Annotated in this window: 17 protein-coding genes; 6 read left to right on the top strand and 11 right to left on the bottom strand. The window is 70.9% G+C overall.

Features of this window, described 5'->3' with window-relative positions; translation table 11 throughout:
* Window positions 1-82 precede the first annotated feature (82 nt).
* The 3 genes from ACLZN2_RS39960 (at window position 83) to ACLZN2_RS39950 (ending at window position 3,497) form a co-directional block, all read left to right on the top strand.
* Window positions 83-976: an SGNH/GDSL hydrolase family protein gene (locus ACLZN2_RS39960; protein WP_416984531.1), complete on the top strand. Its 894-nt coding sequence runs from the start codon at window positions 83-85 to the stop codon at window positions 974-976.
* Between the two features lie 15 nt (window positions 977-991).
* The gene (locus ACLZN2_RS39955) at window positions 992-1,969 is read left to right on the top strand and encodes an aldose epimerase family protein (protein WP_416984529.1); all 978 of its coding nucleotides are present in this window, start codon (window positions 992-994) and stop codon (window positions 1,967-1,969) included.
* A gap of 286 nt (window positions 1,970-2,255) precedes the next feature.
* Window positions 2,256-3,497, top strand: a complete 1,242-nt coding sequence (locus ACLZN2_RS39950; RefSeq protein ID WP_416984528.1) for a pyroglutamyl peptidase — start codon at window positions 2,256-2,258, stop codon at window positions 3,495-3,497.
* Here the strand turns inward: ACLZN2_RS39950 and ACLZN2_RS39945 are convergent.
* Genes ACLZN2_RS39945 through ACLZN2_RS39935 form a run of 3 tightly spaced genes read right to left on the bottom strand, consistent with a single transcriptional unit; the run spans window position 3,471 to window position 6,066 of the window.
* Entirely contained in the window at window positions 3,471-4,631 is a 1,161-nt protein-coding gene (locus ACLZN2_RS39945; protein ID WP_416984526.1) for a winged helix DNA-binding domain-containing protein, read from the bottom strand. The two genes, ACLZN2_RS39950 and ACLZN2_RS39945, sit on opposite strands and share 27 nt — an antisense overlap.
* Before the next feature lie 5 nt (window positions 4,632-4,636).
* Window positions 4,637-5,251 (bottom strand): LysE family translocator, encoded by a 615-nt coding sequence (locus tag ACLZN2_RS39940; protein ID WP_416984525.1) that lies wholly within the window; start codon window positions 5,249-5,251, stop codon window positions 4,637-4,639.
* A complete protein-coding gene (locus tag ACLZN2_RS39935) occupies window positions 5,248-6,066 on the bottom strand; it encodes an EI24 domain-containing protein (protein ID WP_416984524.1) in 819 nt (272 codons plus the stop codon). The genes ACLZN2_RS39940 and ACLZN2_RS39935 overlap by 4 nt, the downstream gene beginning before the upstream one ends.
* Before the next feature lie 99 nt (window positions 6,067-6,165).
* On the opposite strand from ACLZN2_RS39935, the gene ACLZN2_RS39930 reads away from it, so the two are divergent.
* Window positions 6,166-7,311: a serine hydrolase domain-containing protein gene (locus tag ACLZN2_RS39930; RefSeq protein ID WP_416984522.1), complete on the top strand. Its 1,146-nt coding sequence runs from the start codon at window positions 6,166-6,168 to the stop codon at window positions 7,309-7,311.
* A gap of 102 nt (window positions 7,312-7,413) precedes the next feature.
* On the opposite strand, the gene ACLZN2_RS39925 is transcribed toward ACLZN2_RS39930, so the two are convergent.
* Window positions 7,414-8,433: an NADP-dependent oxidoreductase gene (locus ACLZN2_RS39925; RefSeq protein WP_416984521.1), complete on the bottom strand. Its 1,020-nt coding sequence runs from the start codon at window positions 8,431-8,433 to the stop codon at window positions 7,414-7,416.
* A 94-nt stretch (window positions 8,434-8,527) separates the two neighbouring features.
* Here ACLZN2_RS39925 and ACLZN2_RS39920 point away from each other — a divergent pair, with 94 nt between their 5' ends.
* Both ACLZN2_RS39920 and ACLZN2_RS39915 read left to right on the top strand, forming a co-directional pair.
* Window positions 8,528-8,980, top strand: a complete 453-nt coding sequence (locus ACLZN2_RS39920) for a MarR family winged helix-turn-helix transcriptional regulator (RefSeq protein WP_416984520.1) — start codon at window positions 8,528-8,530, stop codon at window positions 8,978-8,980.
* 93 nt (window positions 8,981-9,073) lie between these two features.
* Entirely contained in the window at window positions 9,074-9,952 is an 879-nt protein-coding gene (locus ACLZN2_RS39915) for a prohibitin family protein (RefSeq protein ID WP_416984618.1), read from the top strand.
* Window positions 9,953-10,064: 112 nt separating this feature from the next.
* On the opposite strand, the gene ACLZN2_RS39910 is transcribed toward ACLZN2_RS39915, so the two are convergent.
* From ACLZN2_RS39910 to ACLZN2_RS39880, 7 genes are all read right to left on the bottom strand, one after another.
* Window positions 10,065-10,247 carry a hypothetical protein gene (locus ACLZN2_RS39910; protein ID WP_416984519.1) on the bottom strand — a complete coding sequence of 61 codons (183 nt, stop codon included), beginning with the start codon at window positions 10,245-10,247 and terminating at the stop codon, window positions 10,065-10,067.
* Window positions 10,248-10,372: 125 nt separating this feature from the next.
* Window positions 10,373-11,398, bottom strand: coding sequence for a galactofuranose ABC transporter, permease protein YjfF (gene yjfF, locus ACLZN2_RS39905; RefSeq protein WP_416984517.1), 1,026 nt, complete (start codon window positions 11,396-11,398; stop codon window positions 10,373-10,375).
* Window positions 11,398-12,507, bottom strand: a complete 1,110-nt coding sequence (locus ACLZN2_RS39900) for an ABC transporter permease (protein WP_416984516.1) — start codon at window positions 12,505-12,507, stop codon at window positions 11,398-11,400. The genes yjfF and ACLZN2_RS39900 overlap by 1 nt, the downstream gene beginning before the upstream one ends.
* On the bottom strand, window positions 12,504-14,030 hold the full coding sequence (locus ACLZN2_RS39895; RefSeq protein WP_416984515.1) for a sugar ABC transporter ATP-binding protein: 1,527 nt from the start codon (window positions 14,028-14,030) through the stop codon (window positions 12,504-12,506). Before ACLZN2_RS39895 ends, ACLZN2_RS39900 begins: the two co-directional genes overlap by 4 nt.
* Before the next feature lie 97 nt (window positions 14,031-14,127).
* Window positions 14,128-15,132, bottom strand: coding sequence for an ABC transporter substrate-binding protein (locus ACLZN2_RS39890; RefSeq protein WP_416984514.1), 1,005 nt, complete (start codon window positions 15,130-15,132; stop codon window positions 14,128-14,130).
* 132 nt (window positions 15,133-15,264) lie between these two features.
* Window positions 15,265-16,311, bottom strand: a complete 1,047-nt coding sequence (locus ACLZN2_RS39885) for a LacI family DNA-binding transcriptional regulator (protein ID WP_416984513.1) — start codon at window positions 16,309-16,311, stop codon at window positions 15,265-15,267.
* A 902-nt stretch (window positions 16,312-17,213) separates the two neighbouring features.
* On the bottom strand, window positions 17,214-18,386 hold the full coding sequence (locus ACLZN2_RS39880; RefSeq protein ID WP_416984511.1) for an SCO2400 family protein: 1,173 nt from the start codon (window positions 18,384-18,386) through the stop codon (window positions 17,214-17,216).
* Window positions 18,387-18,525 lie beyond the last annotated feature (139 nt).

The following is an 18,525-nucleotide window of genomic DNA, read 5'->3' as shown; positions in this document are numbered from 1 at the left end:
CGAAGGGGCCGGGCGGGCGGGAACTCCTGTGCGTTGTCATGGGTGGGGCCGTCTGTCCGAGCAGCGAGGGGATCACCAGGGGATGCGGATGCGAAACCGGAGGGTGCGGGCGGTCCTCGCCGTCACCGGCGCGGCCGTCCTCGGTCTGGCCGGCTGTGACGCGCTGGGCGGGGGCGACTCGGGGACCTCGGGCACGGGGGCGCGGAAGGCGAAGGCGTCCCAGGCGCCCCTGTGGGACACGAGCCCGGCGTCGATGGCGGCGGTGGGCGACTCCATCACCCGTGGCTTCGACGCCTGTACGGTCCTGCAGGACTGTCCGGAGGTGTCCTGGGCGACGGGCGCGAGCGCCGAGGTGAACAGTCTCGCGGTACGGCTGCTGGGCGCGTCGAAGGCGGCGACACACAGCTGGAACTACGCGGTGACCGGGGCCCGGATGGCGGATGTGGCGGGCCAGCTGACCGAGGCGGTGGCTCAGAAGCCGCAGCTCGTGACGGTGATGGCGGGGGCGAACGACGCCTGCCGGGAGTCGCCGGCCGCGATGACGCCGGTGGCGGACTTCCGGGCGGAGTTCGAGGAGGCGCTGCGGACACTGCGCCGGTCGCTGCCGAAGGCGCAGGTGTACGTGGCGAGCGTGCCGAATCTGAAGCGGCTGTGGTCGCAGGGGCGGACCAGCGCGCTGGGCAGGCAGATCTGGAAGCTCGGCATCTGTCCTTCGATGCTGGGGGACGCGGACGCGCTGGACGCGGCGGCGACCGCGCGGCGCGACACCGTGCAGCGGCGGGTGGAGGACTACAACAAGGTGCTGAAGGAGGTCTGCGCGAAGGACACGCGCTGCCGGTTCGACGGCGGCGCGGTGTACGACTTCCGGTTCGGCACGGATCAGTTGAGTCACTGGGACTGGTTCCATCCGAGCAAGGACGGACAGGCGCGGCTCGCGGAGATCGCGTACCGAAAAGTCACAGAGCAGGTCACGTGACTTAGTGTTTCGACCATGAGCGAACACTTCGGAACACTTTCCGATGGCACTCCGGTCCACCGCTGGACCCTGGAGCGGGCGGGCATCCGGGTGCGGGTGCTGTCGTACGGCGGGATCGTGCAGTCCGTGGAGGTCCCGGACCGGGACGGACGGACGGCGGACGTGGTGCTGGGGTTCGCGGATCTGGACGGCTATCTCACCCACCCGGAGCCTTTCCTGGGCGCCCTGATCGGCCGGTACGCGAACCGGATCGGGCACGCCCGTTTCCCGTTGGACGGGCTGACGTACGCCCTGGAGCCCAACAACGCGCCGGGCTCGCTGCACGGCGGTCCGCGCGGCTTCGACAAGCGGGTGTGGGAGGTGGAGCCGGTCGAGCACGGGCTGCGGCTGAGCCGGGTCAGCCGGCACGGGGAGGAGGGCTTCCCGGGGCGGCTGGAGGTCTCGGCGACGTACTCGCTGGACGCGTCGGGGGCGCTGCGGTTCGTGTACGAGGCGGTCACGGACGCGCCGACGGTGGTGAACCTGACCAACCACAGCTACTTCAACCTGGGCGGCCCGGGCAGCGGGGACGCGGGCGGCCATGAACTGCGGCTGGCCGCCTCCCGGTACACCCCGGTCGACGCCGATCTGATCCCGACCGGGGACCTCGCGGAGGTGGACGGCACCCGCTTCGACTTCCGTACGGCCCGTAAGACCGGCTCCGGCTACGACCACAACTTCGTGCTGGACAAGGGCGTCACCGCGGCCCCGCAGGAGGTGGCCGAGCTGCACGACCCGGCGAGCGGGCGGGTGCTGACGGTGTCGACGACCGAGCCGGGCCTCCAGGTGTACACCGCGGACCATCTGGGCGAGCCGTTCACACCGTGCCAGGGGATCGCGCTGGAGACCCAGCACTTCCCCGACTCGCCGAACCGCCCGGAGTTCCCCAGCACGGTGCTGCGGCCGGGTGAGGTGTACCGGTCGGAGACGGTGTACGGCTTCGGAACCAGGTGAGAAATAGCCCCGGTCCAGGGGTCAGGTCCCGGACCGGGGCTGTTCATGGGGTGAGGAGTCCCGCGTCAGACGTTAGCCGTCGCGGTGATCCTGCGGTCGGCGATGGACCTACCCACCTGGATTTCGTACGAACCCTTCACAAAGGGCCACCGGTGTGCGTCCCCGTCCTCCTTCGGCTGCTGGGCGAGAACGGTGAGAACGGTGAGAACGGGGACTGAGAGGGGAGAGGGGCGGGAGGTGAGCGCGTGTAGCGCGTGACCCGTGGGGCACGGGGCATACAACTCCCGTGAAATCCTTACGCGTTCGCACCGGCATTCTCGGTCTGGCCCTGCTGGCCGGCCTGTCCGCACCCACGACCGCGACCGCTTCCGAGGCGGCGCCCTCCCCCACCGTCGAGGAACAGCGGCTCGACCTCGCCGTACCGCAGGAGATTCTCGGGCGGTCCGGATTCGACTCCGTGGCACCGGAGTTGGCCCGTGCCCTCGACCGCGCGCACTCCTACGCCCAGGCCCGCCGGATCGTCGTACGCCAGGGCGCGGCCCTGTGGCGGCGGGCCGTCGACCGGGTACAGGGCCGGGGCCCGGCGGGCGGCGACCTGAGCCGGGACGACGACCGGCCGCTGTACTGGGCGCGGCTGGGCATGACGCGCGAAGTGCGGACTTGGGAGCCGGAGTTCGGTCTGACGGACAATCAGCGAGCCGCGCTGTTGAGTCACTTGGAGCGAACGTCACGCGGCCAGACCGACATCCGGTATCCGAAGTCACCGAGGTCCAAGGGGCTCAAGCGGGTGCTGGTCACCGGGTTCGACCCGTTCACGCTGGACCGGGACATCCGGATCTCCAACCCGTCCGGCGCGAGCGCGCTGGCGCTGGACGGCACGGTCATCGAGACGGCGGACGGGCCGGCCCGGGTGGAGACGGCCGTGTTCCCGGTGCGCTGGCAGGACTTCGCGGAGGGCACGGTGGAGCGGACGCTGCGGCCGTATCTGCCGTACGTCGATCTGCTCACGACGGTCAGCCAGGGCCGGGTCGGCCGCTTCGACGTGGAGCGCACCAACGGGGCCTGGCGGGGCGGTTTCCCGGACAACGAGAACATCGGGCGGACCGAGACCATCCCGGTCACCGACCCGGCCTCACAGCCGCAGTGGACGACCACGACCCTGCCGTACGCCGGCATCGTGGCGGCGGACACCGGCCGGTTCCCGGTCTACGACCACACGAGCGTCATCGAGATCCCGGCGGGAGCCACCACCCCCGTCATACGGCCGGACGGGCCCACCGCCGGGTCGGCCGCGCGGTCCGGGGCCGGCGGGAACTACCTCTCCAACGAGATCGCCTACCGGGCGACGCTGCTGCGCGACCGGCTCGGGCTGCACGACACCCTGCCGGGCGGCCATGTGCACACACCGGTGCTGCAGTTCGGCGCCGCCAACACCACCGAGGTGACCGATCCGGAGTTCGTCCAGAACCGGCTGGACATCGTCGCGCAGGTGCGGGCGATCCTAGCCGTGGCCGTCGCGGGCGAGTAGGCGCACCTCGGCCGCGGGCGGCAGCTTGGCCCACCAATGGGCGTAGCGGCCGTAGACGCCGGGATCGCGGTCGGTGAGCAGGGCGGTCAGGGAGTCGGCCTCGGCCGCCAGCGCCTCCCAGACCGCGGGCGGGAGGGGGCGGAAGGCGCTCGCCTCGATGCCGCCCTCCACCGGGCGCCACACGCCGGCCACCCGGCCGTCGACGAGGAGGGTCGGCAGGACGTCGCCGTTGGTGCGGGTGACCAGCTTGCGGTACTCCGGCGGGATCACCCGGGACCGGTCGGCGTAGGCCAGCAGGATGCTGTCCCACATGGGCAGGAGGCGGGGCGGCGCAGGGGTGTCGGCCGGTGGGCGGGGGGCGTCCGGGATGTCGTGGAGCGGCGTGCCGTCGGGGGTCCTGAGGTGTTCGAGCCGGCCGTCGTCGAGGGTGCGCAGGGCCTCGCGTACGGGGGCCCGCTGGACCAGGCCGAACTGGGCGATGTCCGACACCGTCGCCGGGCCGAAGGCCGAGAGGTAGCGCAGGATCAGGGTGCGCAGGGCCTCCGGCTCCGGCGTGCGGCCCGACAGCCGCGGGCCGGGCGGGGCGGCGACGAAGGAGGCGCGGGTGCCGAAGGACCAGGGGGCGCCGGTGGGGGCGTGCAGGAGCGGGGCGTAGGCCCGCAGACCCCACCAGGCTCCGGCCTTGCGCTCGGCACCGAGCCGCTCCTCCAGCCACGCCTCCATCTCCGCGGCGGTGCGCTGTCGCCGGGCGAACTCCAGCAGCTCCGGGACGATGTCGTCCGCGTCCGCCGGGGTCAGTCCGGCCACGGCGAACCGGGGGCCGAGGCGGGAGCCGTACAGCGTCTGCTGCAGCGCGCCGCGGAACGGGCGGTGGTCGTCGGCGTGGACGGCGTGCAGCGTGATCCGCATCAGCGTCGCCTTCACCACCGTACGGGCGGTGAACGCGTCGTCCAGGTCGGTCGGCCGGAAGCCTGCGACACGGTTCCAGAGAGCGATGTACGGCGACGCGGGGTACTGCGCCTGGAGGGCGACGATCCGGCGGACCGCGTCGGGGATCGTCAACGCCTCGCGGTTCAGGAGGAGTTGGCGCGCCAGGGTGGCCCGGTTGAGGTCGCCGGGGGTGAGGGGCCGCACGGCGGTCAGTGGGACGGGGCGAGCGCGAGGCTGACGCCGAGGCCGGCCAGGACGGAGCCGATGACCTTGTTGAGGACCTTCTGGGCGCGGAGCATCAGGGTGCGCATCCGTTCCTGGGAGAAGAAGACGGCGACGACACCGAACCACAGCAGATGGGCCAGCGACATGAACAGTCCGTAGCCCACCTGCTGGACGAGCGGTGTGCCGGGGCTGACCACCTGGGAGAACGTGGAGACGACGAAGAGGGTCGTCTTCGGGTTGAGGACGTTGGTGAGGAAGCCGGTGCGCAGGGCGGCGAGCGGGGTCAGCTCCGTCTTGCCGCTCAGGTCGATCTCGACCTCGCCGCGGGTGCGGAAGGTGCGGACGCCGATGTAGACGAGGTAGGCCGCGCCGATCAGCTTGATGACGGTGAACAGGAAGGTGGAGGACGCGATCAGCAGGCCCACGCCGAGCATGGTGTACGTGACGTGGACGAGAACGCCGGCGGCGACGCCGGTGGCCGCGAGGAGTCCGGTGCGGCGGCCGTAGAGGTAGCTGTTGCGGACGATCATCGCGAAGTCGGCGCCGGGGGCGATGACGGCGAGGACCGTGATGAGGGCGACGGCGAATATCTCGGTCACGCGGTGAGCTCCTCCTCGGACGGGTGGCCCTCGGCCTGGTGGTCCTCGGTCTGGTGGTCCTCGTCCCGGATCTCCTCGCCGAGCAGGTCGCGGGCCATGAGGGTGGCGCCCGCCACCGCGCCCGGCATCAGGAACACCGCGACGACGGGGACCAGGAAGGCGAGGCCCAGCGGGGTGCCGAAGCCCCAGACCAGGGTCCTGCGGGAGCGGAGCAGGGCCAGGCGGGCGCGCAGGTCGACGTCGCGGCGCTGCAGGGCCACGGCGGTGAGTTCCTCGGTGAGGAAGAAGCCGGTGACGAAGAAGCCGATCACGGGGACGACGGTCTGCCCGACGAACGGCACGAACCCGAGGGCGAACAGCAGCAGGCCCCACACCGCGGCGCGCACCAGGATGCGCAGGCTGTCCCGGGCGGAGATCCACAGCTCGCGCCAGAGCGGCAGCCCGGACTCGGGGGCCGTGCCGTCGGGCGACACGTCCCGGTCGACCGCCTCGGAGAGGCTCTCGTAGAAGGGCTGGCCGATGAGCAGCGTGACGGCGGTGAAGGTGAGCACGGCGAGCAGCAGGCCGAGGGCGAACAGTACGACGAGGAGGAAGCCCCGGAAGAGACCGAGCCAGGGGCTCGACCAGTCGTCGGCGAACGGCGTCGCCCACGCGACGAGGTCGCCGCCCCACATGGCGAGCGCGACGAGCGCCGCCAGATACAGCACCAGCGTGATCAGCCCGGGCAGCAGCCCGAACCCGTACTGCCTGCCGTTGCGGGCCACCCACCGCTGGCCCTTCACCAGATACTGAAAACCCACCCCGAGATCTCGCATGGCCGAACTCTATCGGCCGTGCCCGTCTGCGCATTTGAGTCGAACGGGCACGCCTCGCCGTACCGATCTCCAGAGGCGGCTGAGTGCGAGGAGGAGCGGATGACCAGGGAGATCCACGGCACCGTGGCCGACGGTTTCGAAGCGGTGCGGGAAGAGTTCGCCGCGTTCGTGGCGGAGGAACAGCCGGACTACGAGGGTCAGTTGTGCGCGTATGTGCACGGGCGGCGGGTCGTGGACCTGTGGGCGGGCGGCGAGGCCGACGCGCTGTACGGCGTGTACTCGTCCACCAAGGGTGCGGCGCATCTGGTGGTGGCGCTGCTCGTCCAGGACGGCACGCTGGAGCTGGACCGCAAGGTGACCTACTACTGGCCGGAGTTCGCGGCCGAGGGCAAGGGCCAGCTGACCCTGCGCGAGCTGATCGCGCACCGGGCCGGGGTGGTCGGCACCGACACCGGGTTCTCCCCGCAGGAGCTGGCCGACGACCGGCAGATCGCCGAACGCCTGGCCGACCAGCGGCCGTTCTGGCGCCCGGGCACCGCCTTCGGCTACCACGCGCTGGTCATCGGCGCGCTCACGGGCGAAGTCGTACGCCGGGCCACGGGCCGTACGCTCCAGGAGGTGTACGAGGAGCGGGTGCGCGCCCCGTACGGGCTGGACTTCTTCCTGGGGCTGCCCGCCGCGCACGAACCGCGGTTCCGCACGGCCCTGCCGATGGCCCCCACGGCAAAGCAGCGGGCGCTGCTCGACTCACTGCCCGGCGGACCGGACACGCTCGCGTCGATCGCCTTCAACCGGCACGCCGCCGAGCCCACCGACCTCGAACTGCTGCCGAACGACCCGCTGGTCCGGGCCAAGGGGCCGGCCTCGGTGGGCGGGGTCGCCTCGGCGCGCGGTCTCGCGGGGCTGTACGCGGCGGCGATCAGCGAGCGGGAGGGGAAGGCGCCGCTGCTGAAGGAGGACACGGCGGCGGAGTTCGGGCAGTTCCACTCGGTGGGGTACGACCTGGTGGCCCGCGCGCACAAATCGTACGGGCTCGGTTTCCAGGCGACCGCGGACACCTGGCACCCGTTCCTGGGCGCGGGGGCGTTCGGGCACAGCGGGGCCGGTGGCTGCCAGGCCTTCGCGGATCCGCGCAGCGGGCTGGCCTACGGGTACACGCGGCGCCGGTTCGCGTTCCCGGGCGGGGCGGCGCAGGAGAACGACCGGCTGGCGGGGGCGGTCCATCGGGCGGCGCTCGCCGTCTGACGGCAGGCATGAGCGAGGGCCGCACCCCACGTCCAAGGGTGCGGCCCTCGTCGTACGCAACGAGCGGCGGCGTAGCCGCGTCACGCCCGGAGCGTGACGACCTCAGAGCTTGACGATCATCTTTCCGGTGTTGTCGCCGCGCAGGACCCCGAGGAACGCCTCCAGGTTGTTCTCGATGCCCTCGACGACGGTCTCGCGGTACTTCAGCTCGCCCGAGCGGATCCAGGCGCCGACCTCGCGGACGAACTCCGGCTGGAGGTCGTAGTGGTCGCCGACCAGGAGGCCCTCGATGCGGCCGCGGGTCTGGATGAGACGGGCGAGGTTCCTCGGGCCGGGGGCGGGCTCGGTGTTGTTGTAGACCGAGATCATGCCGCAGATCGCGATGCGGCCGCGCTCCTTGAGGGAGCCGATGGCGGCCTCGAGGTGGTCGCCGCCGACGTTGTCGAAGTAGACGTCGATGCCGTCGGGGGCGGCGGCGCGCAGCTGCTCGCTCACCGGGCCGTTCTTGTAGTTGAAGGCGGCGTCGAAGCCGTACTCCTCGACGAGGAGCTTGACCTTGTCGTCGGACCCGGCGGAGCCGATGACCCGCGAGGCGCCCTTCAGCTTGGCGATCTGCCCGACCTGGCTGCCGACGGCACCGGCGGCGCCGGAGACGAAGACGGAGTCGCCCTCCTTGAAGGCGGCGGTGCGCAGCAGGCCGGCGTAGGCGGTGAGGCCGGTCATGCCGAGGACGCCGAGGTAGGTGGAGAGCGGCGCGGCCTCGGGGTCGACCTTGACGGCCTGGGCCGCGTCGAAGGTGGCGTACTCGCGCCAGCCGCCGAAGTGCAGGACGTGGTCGCCGACGGCGATCCCCTCGGCGGCGGAGGCGACGACCTCGCCGACGGCCCCGCCCTGCATGGCCTTGCCCAGCTCGAAGGGGGCGACGTACGACTTCGCGGCGCTCATCCGGCCGCGCATGTACGGGTCGACGGAGACGTACGCGTTGCGTACGAGCACCTGACCGGGGCCGGGCTGCCGTATCTCCGCCTCGGCCAGCTCGAAGTCCTCGGGCTTCGGCCAGCCGACGGGGCGGCTGAGCAGACGCCACTCGCGGCCGGTGGTGGGGAGGGCGGAGTCAGTCATGGGGGGCGCCTTTCACATCAAAAGCTTCACTACCTGAAACAACCATGCGCCTTAATATTTCATGTTGTCAAGTAAAGGGGGTATCCTCGGAGGCATGGCCACCTCACCACGGACCCCTCTGCCCGACGCGCTCACCCTGGAGGTCGTCGAGCTCATCGGCGAGGTCGTGGCCCGCTTCTACGAGGACTACGAGGACGCGGCCTCCGACCACGCCCTCACCGGCGCCCAGGCCCGGCTGCTCAGCCTGCTCTCCCTCGAACCGCTCCCCATGCGCAAGCTCGCGCAGAAGCTGAAGTGCGAGCCGTCCAACGTCACCGGCATCGTCGACCGCATGGAGTCCCGGGGCCTGGTCGAACGCCGGCCGGACCCCGCCGACCGCCGGGTGAAGCTGGCCGCGGCGACGGAGGAGGGGCGCCGGGTCGCCAAGGGGCTGCGCGAGTCCCTGCGCTTCGCACGCGAGCCGCTGGCCGGGCTGGCCGAGGAGGAGCGGATGGTGTTGCGGGGGCTGCTCCAGCGGATGCTGGCGGCGGAGGCGAACGGCGGCTGACATCCGGGACCTTGCCCATTACGATGCGCTGCGCCGCGCGTCGCACTCACGGCGGCGCGGCTTCGCATCCAAGGGGGGATCTCGGTGTTCGTCATGTTCGTACTGCTGCTCATAGTGGCGGTCGTGCTGTTCTTCGTCGGTCGCAGTCAGGACGCCGCATGGTGGAAGATCGGGGCGGCGATCAGCGCCGTCGGGGGTGTGCTGTTCGGCGTCTTCTCGTGTGTGCACGTGGTGAGCGCGTACGAGGTCGGCGTGCCGGTGACCTTCGGCAAGGTCGGCTCGCCCATGAAGTCGGGCATCCAGTTCAAGTCGCCGTTCACCGACGTCACGTCCTTCTCCACGCGTCCGGTCGACCTCAACCTGTACGACAAGGAAGTCGTCGAGGTCCGCTCCTCGCAGGGCGGGGTGCTGTACGCGGACGTCACGATCAAGTGGGCCGTGGTGCCGGCGAAGGCGGTCGAGCTGTACCGGCTGGCGGGCACCGCGGAGGGGGTCCAGGCTCGGCTGGTGCTGCCGGACAGCCGCGAGATCATCCGCAACGTCTTCGCGAAGCACACCAGCGAGGAGGGCTACGCCTCCGCCCGTGAGCAGATCGGCGCGGAGATCGCCGCCGCCATCAAGGAGCGCCTCGCGCCGCGCGGGATCGACGTGACCGCCGTCAACCTGCGCAATGTGCGGCCGTCGGAGAAACTGCAGGACCAGATCGACAAGAAGATCCAGCAGGAGCAGGCGACCGAGCGGTCCCTGGAGGCGGCGCGCACGGCCAAGGCGGAGGCGGAGCGCAAGCGCATCGAGGCGGAGGGCATCGCCAACGCCAACAAGATCATCGAGCGCTCGCTGAGCGACAAGGTCCTCTACAACCAGTGCCTGGAGGCCTACAAGCAGGCCGCCAAGGCCAATCCGGTGTACGCGGTGCCGTGCGGCACGGACTCGAACGGCACGCCGGTCATCGTGGACAACAGCAAGGACTGAGCGTTCGCTGGAAGTCCGGTGCGTCGCCTGCGGCGCCGTCGTGGCTGGTCGCGCAGTTCCCCGCGCCCCTTTCGGGGCGCTGCCGCACCGCAGTGGAATCCGACCGACCTGCTCAGTCGTCCGAAGAACCCGAGCCGTTGCTCTTGATGCTGATCCTGCGCGCCAGACTGCCGGCCGCGAGGGTCGCGCCTGCGATCGCTCGGGTCCAGCGGGGGCCGCCGCGGGCCGCCCACCAGACGCAGACGCATCCTCCGACGGTGAGGACGAGGATGACGGACAGGGCGAGCAGGATCACGGATCGCTCCTTCTAGGGGTGGCACTGCCGTTCTACACGCGGGGGTCCGGGCCGCGGTTCCCGGAACGTGAAGGTCCGGCGCACCGGTGGGTGCGCCGGACCTGGGCCGTTCCCGGACCCGCGGGTCAGGCCTTCTTACGGGTCGTCATGAAGCGCTGGATCAGGATGAACGCGCAGAGCAGCACACCCGTGGCGATCTTGGTCCACCAGGAGCTGAGGGTGCCCTCGAACTGGATGAGGCTCTTGATCAGGCCCAGGACGAGGACGCCGAACAGGGTGCCGAGGACATAGCCCGAGCCACCGGTGAGCAGGGTGCCGCCGATGACGACCGCGGCGATGGCGTCGAGCTCCATGCCGGTCGCGTGCAGCGGGTCACCGGACTGGATGTACAGGGTGAACAGGAGACCGGCCAGCGCCGAGCAGAAGCCGCTCACCGTGTACACGGCGATCTTGGTGCCGCCCTGCGGGAGGCCCATCAGCAGGGCCGACTGCTCGTTGCCGCCGATGGCGTACACCCGGCGCCCGAAGCGGGTGTAGTGCAGGACGTAGAAGGCGATCGCGAGGACGACCAGGGAGACGACCGCGCCGATCGACAGGAAGCCCATGCCCAGCTGCACCTGCGCCTGGGCCATGCTGCTGACCCCGGAGTCGCTGATGGAGATCGACTCCTTGCTGATGACCAGGCACAGGCCCCGGAAGAGGAAGAGGCCGGCGAGGGTCACGATGAAGGGCTGGATCTCGAAGTTGTGGATCACGTAGCCCATCAGGAAGCCGCCGAACGCGCCCACGGCGAGGGCCAAGGGGATCACAAGGGCGAGCGGCAGCCCCTGGCGTTCCACGAGCCAGGCCGTGAACATCGTGGTGAAGCCGATCATCGAGCCGACGGAGAGGTCGATGCCGCCGGAGAGGATGACGAAGGTGACACCGACGGCGGCGACCAGGAGGTAGCCGTTGTCGATGAACAGGTTGAGGAAGACCTGCGGCTCGGCGAAGCCGTAGAACTGGTAGCGGCTCAGGCCCACGCCGTACATGACGAGGAAGAGCAGGGCCGTGGCCGCGACGGGCAGGCGCCGGTCGGCGAGCAGCCGCGCGGCCCTGGACGGCGTACGGCTGTCCGGGGCGGCCTGGGGGCTCTGGGTGGTCGTGGTCATCACGACACCTCCATCTTGGGAGCGGCGTCGGCCGGCGTGGCGGTGTCCGCCGGGGCGGCGGCCTGCGGGGCGCTTCCCTTCGCACCGAACCTCGCGCCGAACTTCGCGCCGAAGACCTTGGCGCGGAACTTCGGGGACTGCAGCAGACAGACGACGATGACGACGGCGGCCTTGAAGACCAGGTTGGTCTGCGTGGGGACGCCGATGGTGTAGATCGTGGTGGTCAGGGTCTGGATGACGAGGGCGCCGACCACCGTGCCGCCGATGGAGAACCGGCCGCCCAGCAGCGAGGTGCCGCCGATCACCACGGCGAGGATGGCGTCGAGCTCGATCCACAGACCGGCGTTGTTGCCGTCGGCGGCGGAGGTGTTGGAGCTGATCATCAGGCCCGCGATGGCCGCGCACAGGGCGCAGAACACGTACACCATGATCTTGATGCGGGCGGACCTGATGCCGACCAGTCGGCTGGCCTCGGCGTTGCCGCCGACCGACTCCACGAGCAGGCCGAGCGCGGTGCGGCGGGTCAGCGCCACGGTGATGGCCACGACCACGGCGACGACGAAGATGGAGAAGGGCAGCGTCAGCCAGTAGCCGCCGCCGATCAGCTTGTACGGCTCGCTGTTGATGGTGATGATCTGGCCGTCGGTGATGAACTGGGCGACACCGCGTCCGGCGACCATGATGATCAGCGTGGCGATGATGGGCTGGATGCCCATCCGGGCGACCAGGAAGCCGTTCCACAGACCGCAGACGACCGCGGCGAGCAGGCCGAGGCCCATGGCGAGCAGTACGCCGGACAGGGCGTTCTGGTCGGCCTGGTCGCTGATGTAGGAGCAGGCCAGCGCTCCGGTGATGGCGACCACGGCGCCGACGGAGAGGTCGATGCCGCCGGTGGCGATGACGAGGGTCATGCCGACCGCGACCAGGATGAGGGGCGATCCGAACAGCACGATCGAGACGAGGCTGCCGTAGAGGTGGCCCTCGGTCATCTTGATCGAGAAGAAGTCGGGGGTGAACGGGACGTTGACGAGCAGCAGGAGGATCAGGACCGCGACCGGCCAGAACAGCTGGTGGTGCGTCAGTGCTCGCCAGCGGGAGGTGGTGGTCACTGGTGTTCTCCGCTCGCGATGGTCTCGAGGATCTTGCTGGTGGTGATCTCGGGCCCGTTGGTGATCCGCGCCACCAGCCTGCGGTCGCGCAGCACTCCGATGGTGTGGCTGAGCCGGAGTACCTCCTCCAGCTCGGCGGCGATGTACAGGACGGACATGCCGTCCTCGGAGAGCGAGACGACGAGTTTCTGGATCTCCGCCTTGGCGCCGATGTCGATGCCGCGGGTCGGCTCGTCGAGGATCAGCAGCTTGGGCTGGGTGATCAGCCAGCGGGCCAGCAGCACCTTCTGCTGGTTGCCGCCGCTGAGCTGGCCGACCCTCGCCTCGGGGTTGGCGGGGCGGATGTCGAGGGCCTTGATGTACTTGGCGACCAGCTCGTCGCGCTGGGCGGCCGGGATGGGCCGGGTCCAGCCGCGCGCGGCCTGCAGGGCGAGGATGATGTTCTCCCGCACCGTCAGGTCGGGCACCAGCCCCTCGGTCTTGCGGTTCTCGGAGCAGAAGGCGACCCCGGCGCCGATCGCGCCGTTCGGTGCGCTCAGCGAGACCTGCTTGCCGTCGACGGTGACCGTGCCGCTGTCGGGCTGGTCGGCGCCGAAGAGCACCCGGGCGAGTTCGGTGCGGCCCGAGCCGAGCAGTCCGGCGAGGCCGATCACCTCGCCCTTGTCGATCTCCAGCTCGAAGGGGGCGATACCGCCGGTCCGGCCGAGTCCGTCGGCCTTCAGCAGGGTCTCGCCCGCGTGGGAGTGCAGCTGGTGCTCGTGGAGTTCCTCGAGCTGGTTCATGGCCTTGCCGAGCATGAGCTGGACGAGGCCGACCTGGTCGAGGTCGCGCACCATGTGCTCGCCGACGAGGGTGCCGTTGCGCAGGACCGTCATACGGTCGCAGACCTCGTAGATCTGGTCGAGGAAGTGCGAGACGAACAGGATCGCCACGCCCTCGTCCTTCAACCGCCGCATCAGGGCGAAGAGCTGGAGGACCTCGTCGCGGTCGAGGCTGGAGGTCGGCTCGTCGAGAATGAGCACCTTGGTGCCCTCACCCTCGCCCGTCCCCAACGACCGTACGATCGCGACCAGTTGCTGCACGGCCAGCGGGTACGAGGACAGCGGCGCGGCGACGTCGATGTCGAGGCCGAGCCGGTCCACCAGCTGGGCCGCCTCCTGGCGCAGCCGCTTCCACTGGATGCGGCCCATACGGGTCGGCTCGCGGCCGATGAAGATGTTCTCCGCCACCGACAGGTTGGGGCAGAGGTTGACCTCCTGGTAGACGGTGCTGATGCCGGCCTGCTGGGCCTGCAGCGGGCTGGCGAACCGCACGGACCTGCCGTCCAGCGTGATCGTGCCGCCGTCCAGGGAGTAGACCCCCGTCAGCACCTTGATGAGGGTGGACTTGCCCGCGCCGTTCTCGCCCATCAGGGCGTGGATCTCGCCGGGGAAGAGCCGGAAGTCGACGTCCGACAGAGCCCGTACCCCCGGGAACTCTTTGACTATGCCCGCCATTTCCAGGACGGGCCGCGGCTCTGCCATGGCAGTGCTCCTCATGAGATTCGTTCAGGCCCGCAGGGAGCCCCGGGACCGATGGCGCTCGGTCGGCCGGGAGCTCCCTGGCGGTGGGTGCCGTCGGTCAGTACTTGCGGTTCGGGAGCTCGGCCTTGGCCTGGTCCTGGAGGAAGTCGCCTTCCTCGGTCTTGATCCAGCGCTCGACCGTCTCGCCGTCGTGGACCTTCTTGACGACGTCCATCAGCTGGGGGCCGAGGAGCGGGTTGCACTCGACGATGCCGTTGATCTTGCCCTCGGACATGGCCACGAAGCCGTCCTTCACGCCGTCGATCGAGACGATCAGGATGTCCGTGCCGGGCTTCTTGCCGGCCGCCTCGATGGACTGGATGGCGCCGATGGCCATGTCGTCGTTGTGCGCGAAGAGGACGTTGATGTCCGGGTTGGACTGCAGGAAGGCCGCCATGACCTGCTTGCCGCCGGCGCGGGTGAAGTCACCGGTCTGGCTGACGACGATCTTCCAGTCGTCGGCGTGGTCGGCGTCCATGACCTCCTTGAAGCCCTTGGCGCGCTCGATCGCGGGGGCGGCACCGGTGGTGCCCTCCAGCTGGGCGATCTTCACCGCGCCCTTGAGGCCGGCCTTCTCCACGACCGTCGCCAGCATCTTGGCGGCGCGGCGGCCCTCGTCGGTGAAGTCGGAGCCGACCAGGGTGACGAAGAGGGAGTCGTCGGAGGTCTCCACCGAGCGGTCGGTCAGGACCACGGGGATCTTTGCGGCCTTGGCCTCCTTGAGGACGGCGTCCCAGCCGGTGACGACCACCGGCGAGAAGGCGATGACGTCCACCTTCTGCGCGATGTAGCTGCGGATCGCGGAGATCTGGTTCTCCTGCTTCTGCTGGGCGTCGGAGAACTTGAGGGTGTAGCCGGCCTCCTTGGCCGCGTCCTTCACCGAGGTGGTGTTGGCGCTGCGCCAGCCGCTCTCCGCGCCGACCTGGGAGAAGCCGAGCGTGATCGTCTTGCTGCCCCCGGAGGACGAGCTGGAGGAGCCGCTGTCCTCCTTGGCGCAGGCCGCCAGGCCGCCCGCCGCCGCCACGCCGACCGCCGCGGTGAGGAAGTTCCTTCTGCTGAGCATGTTCTTCTCCTTTGAAGAGCCGGCCCGGGGACGGACCTGCTGGTACTCAAGGACCGGCTGCACTGCGTCCAGCCTGTCGATCATCGTTCGGTATTTCGGCCACACCGCTGGGCAGGGAGGCCTACGGATCCGTCAGAGGGGCACGCCTTCGGGTTGGGCGGCGTGCGGGAACGTGCTTGCGCGGACGACGAGTTGGGGTTCGATCGCGATCGGGGACGGGGTGGCTGGTGGCCTGCCCTCGATCATCTCCAGGAGCAGTGCGATGCCCTGTTTGCCGACCGCCGAGAAGTCCTGCCGGACAGTGGTGAGGGGCGGTGCGAAGAACTCCGACTCCGGGATGTCGTCGAAACCGACCACCGCGACGTCCTGCGGGGTACGCACCCCCGCCTCACGCAGGGCCCGCAGCACCCCCAGCGCCATCTGGTCGTTGGCGACGAAGACCGCGGTCAGCCCCCGGCCCACCCAGCCGGCCAGTTCCTGCCCGGCGCGGTAGCCGGACAGCGGACTCCAGTCGCCCCGCAGCAGCAGGGGCGGTTCGACGCCCGCCGCCTCCAGGGTGGCCCGCCAGCCGGCGGCCCGGTCGGCCGCCTCCAGCCAGTCCTCGGGTCCGGCGAGATGCCAGACCGTGCGGTGGCCGGCGGCCAGCAGATGGCGGGTCGCCAGACGTGCTCCCAGATGCTGGTCCACGCTGACGCTGGGGATGTCCACGCCCTGCCCGCTGCCCACGATCACCACCGGGAAGGGGCTGCGGAGTTCGGTGAGGGCGTCCACCGCCGACCGCTGCGGGGCGATGGCGACCACCCCCTCCACGCCGCCCTCGCTGAGATGGTCCAGCGCCTCGGACAGGGTCGCCATGGTCAGTTCGCGCAGACTGACCGTGGAGACGAGATAGCCCTCGGCGCGCGCGGCCTCCTCCAGCGCGAACAGGGTGCTGGCCGGGCCGTACAGGGTGGTGTCGGAGGCGATCACGCCCAGCGTCCGGGTGCGCCGGGTGGCCAGGGCCCGGGCCGAGGAGTTGCGGCGGTAGCCCATCTCCTCGATCACGCGGAGCACCCTGGCCCGGGTCTCCTCCCGCACGTTGGGGTGGTCCCCCAGTACGCGGGAGACGGTCTGGTGGGACACGCCGGCCTGGCGTGCCACGTCGGCCATGGTGGGCGGCCTGAGCTGCGCGGGTGACACGGCCGCACCTCCTTGGCGGTCGTCTGCCGATAAGTCCTGTGTCGTGAGCGGTGGCTTCCGCGCGGCCGGCTTCACTCCGCGTGGTCCGAGAGCCCAACAGCGCTGCTGGGACTTTCGAGTTGGGACACTACGGGCACGACGCTCATACCTCCCACGCTGACGTCCGACGCCGACCGGTGAATGCGGACGACATTGTGAGCGCTAACAATTCATGGCGGTCAAGAGGGCTGCAGCGGAACGTCGTCACGGTTGAATAACGCGACAGGCGGCGGACCCCCGGTGGACGGCCGTCCAAACACCCCTCAACCACCGCTCACACCAGCGAAGTTGCCCCAGCCGAACGACACCCGGAGCACGAGCACCGGCGCCTGCCGCCGAATCGGCCCGAAGACCGGAAACAGCCCTATGCCGACGCGGCGGGAGTCGGCGGGCGGCCGCGAACCGACAACGGCGCCGGCACCGGCACCGGCACCGGCACCGATAGGCGGGCACGCCGAGCCTGCGGCAGCCGGCGGGAACCGGCGCGACGCGGCGGCCGGTGGCCGGAGTCGGCGCGCCGCAAGGGGGGCGGCAACCGGCGGCGGCACCGCACAGCAGGCACGCCGAACCTGGAGCGAGCCCAGCGGAGACCGGTGCGACACCGCAGAAGCCCGCGACACGGCAGGAGTCCGCGAGGCAGCAGGGGGCAGCATCCGGCCACGAGCCGACGACGACAGCGGCGCCGCAGGTGGACACGCCGAGCCCGCGACAAGTCGGCCCGCGGCACCGGCACCGGCACCGGCAGGTGGGCACGCCGAGGCTGCGGCAAGGCGGCGGAGACCGGCGCGACGCGGGACGCGGTGGGCGGTGGGCGCGTCGGGGCCGGGTCGGGGCCGGGTCGGCGGGGTGGTCCCGCGACAGACCTAGGAGCACCACCACAGGAAGCGTGTGCAGGTTTCCGATGGGGAGGGGTCGGGGGAGGACGAGCCGGAGGTCGTCGGGGTGGCGGTCGGGGTGGAGCCGGAGGGGGTCGTCGCGTCGGCGGAGGAGCCGGGGACGGTCGCCGACTGGGCTTCCTTGACCGGGGTCCGGCTCGGGGTCTCGTCCGGGGACTCGGAGGCCGACGGGGAGGCGGAGGCGCTGGGCGAGGCCGAGGACCTGCCGTCGCCCGTCCGGTCGTCCAAAGGCTGCGCGGAGGTGCTCGGCTCCGTCGTGGAGTCGTCCACCTCGGAGGACTCGCCGCCGGCCGCCGACGGATTCGGCTTGGAGGCGAACCCCGGTGCGTCCACGCCGAGTTCGGCGAGGCTCAGCCCGCCCGCGGCGAGCACGAAACCGGCGGTGATCAGCACGGTTCGCTTACGGCGCTTGCGGTGGACGGCGGCCTTGCGGTCCCGTCGGCTCGCCTCCGAGGCGTCGGCCGGGCCCGCCCCGGCGGCGTCCTCGCCACCCCTGCGGCCACCCCGGCCCTGTCCGCGCCGCCGCGCGGCACGCCCCTGCGGCTCGCCGTCGCCGCCCTCACGGGCACTCCGGCCGTCGGGGTCGGCGTACCCGGCGTGCTCGTCCCGGCCGACTTCGTACGACCTGCGGTCGGGGTAGCCGTCCCGGCCGCCGCCACCGCCGTAGACCTCGTGCCCGGCGGGCTCATCCCGGCCGCCGCCACCGCCGTAGACCTCGTGCCCGGCGTGCTCGTCCCGGCCGCCGCCACCGCCGTAGACCTCGTGCCCGGCGGGCTCGTCCCGGCCGCCGCCACCGCCGTAGGCCCCGTGGTCGGCGTGCTCGTCCCGGCCGGCGGCGTACGGCCCGTGGCCGGGGTGGGCGTCCCGCCCGGCGTCATACGACCCGTGGTCGGGGTAGGCGTCCCGGCCGACGGCGCCGTCTTCGCCGTGCGGGCCGTGATTGGCGTGATTGGCGTGATCGGCACCGCCCGCGGCTCCGCCGGACGTGTCATGATCGTCGGACACGCGGGACACGCCGCGCGGCGGCTCCGGCGCGTACGCATCCTGGGGATACGCGCGTAGCTGATCGGCAGGTGCGCCGCACCCCGGGCAGGCGAGGGCGCCGTTGAGGTGCCTTCGGCACGGGTGGCAGTAGTCCATGACGTGGGAAGACTAGGTTCCCGGGCGGTCACGTTCCGAGGCCGCCCTGTGAAAGTTGTGTGGGAAACCGGCCATACCGGCGCGGCGGCTTGAGTGACCTGTCACACACCGCTCAACACCCCTGTGTCGAAAGGGTCAT

This window comes from Streptomyces sp. T028 (assembly GCF_048159505.1).
Taxonomy (GTDB): domain Bacteria; phylum Actinomycetota; class Actinomycetes; order Streptomycetales; family Streptomycetaceae; genus Streptomyces.
Note: the sequence above shows the minus strand (reverse complement) of the source record. Positions and strands in the feature narration are given on the sequence as shown.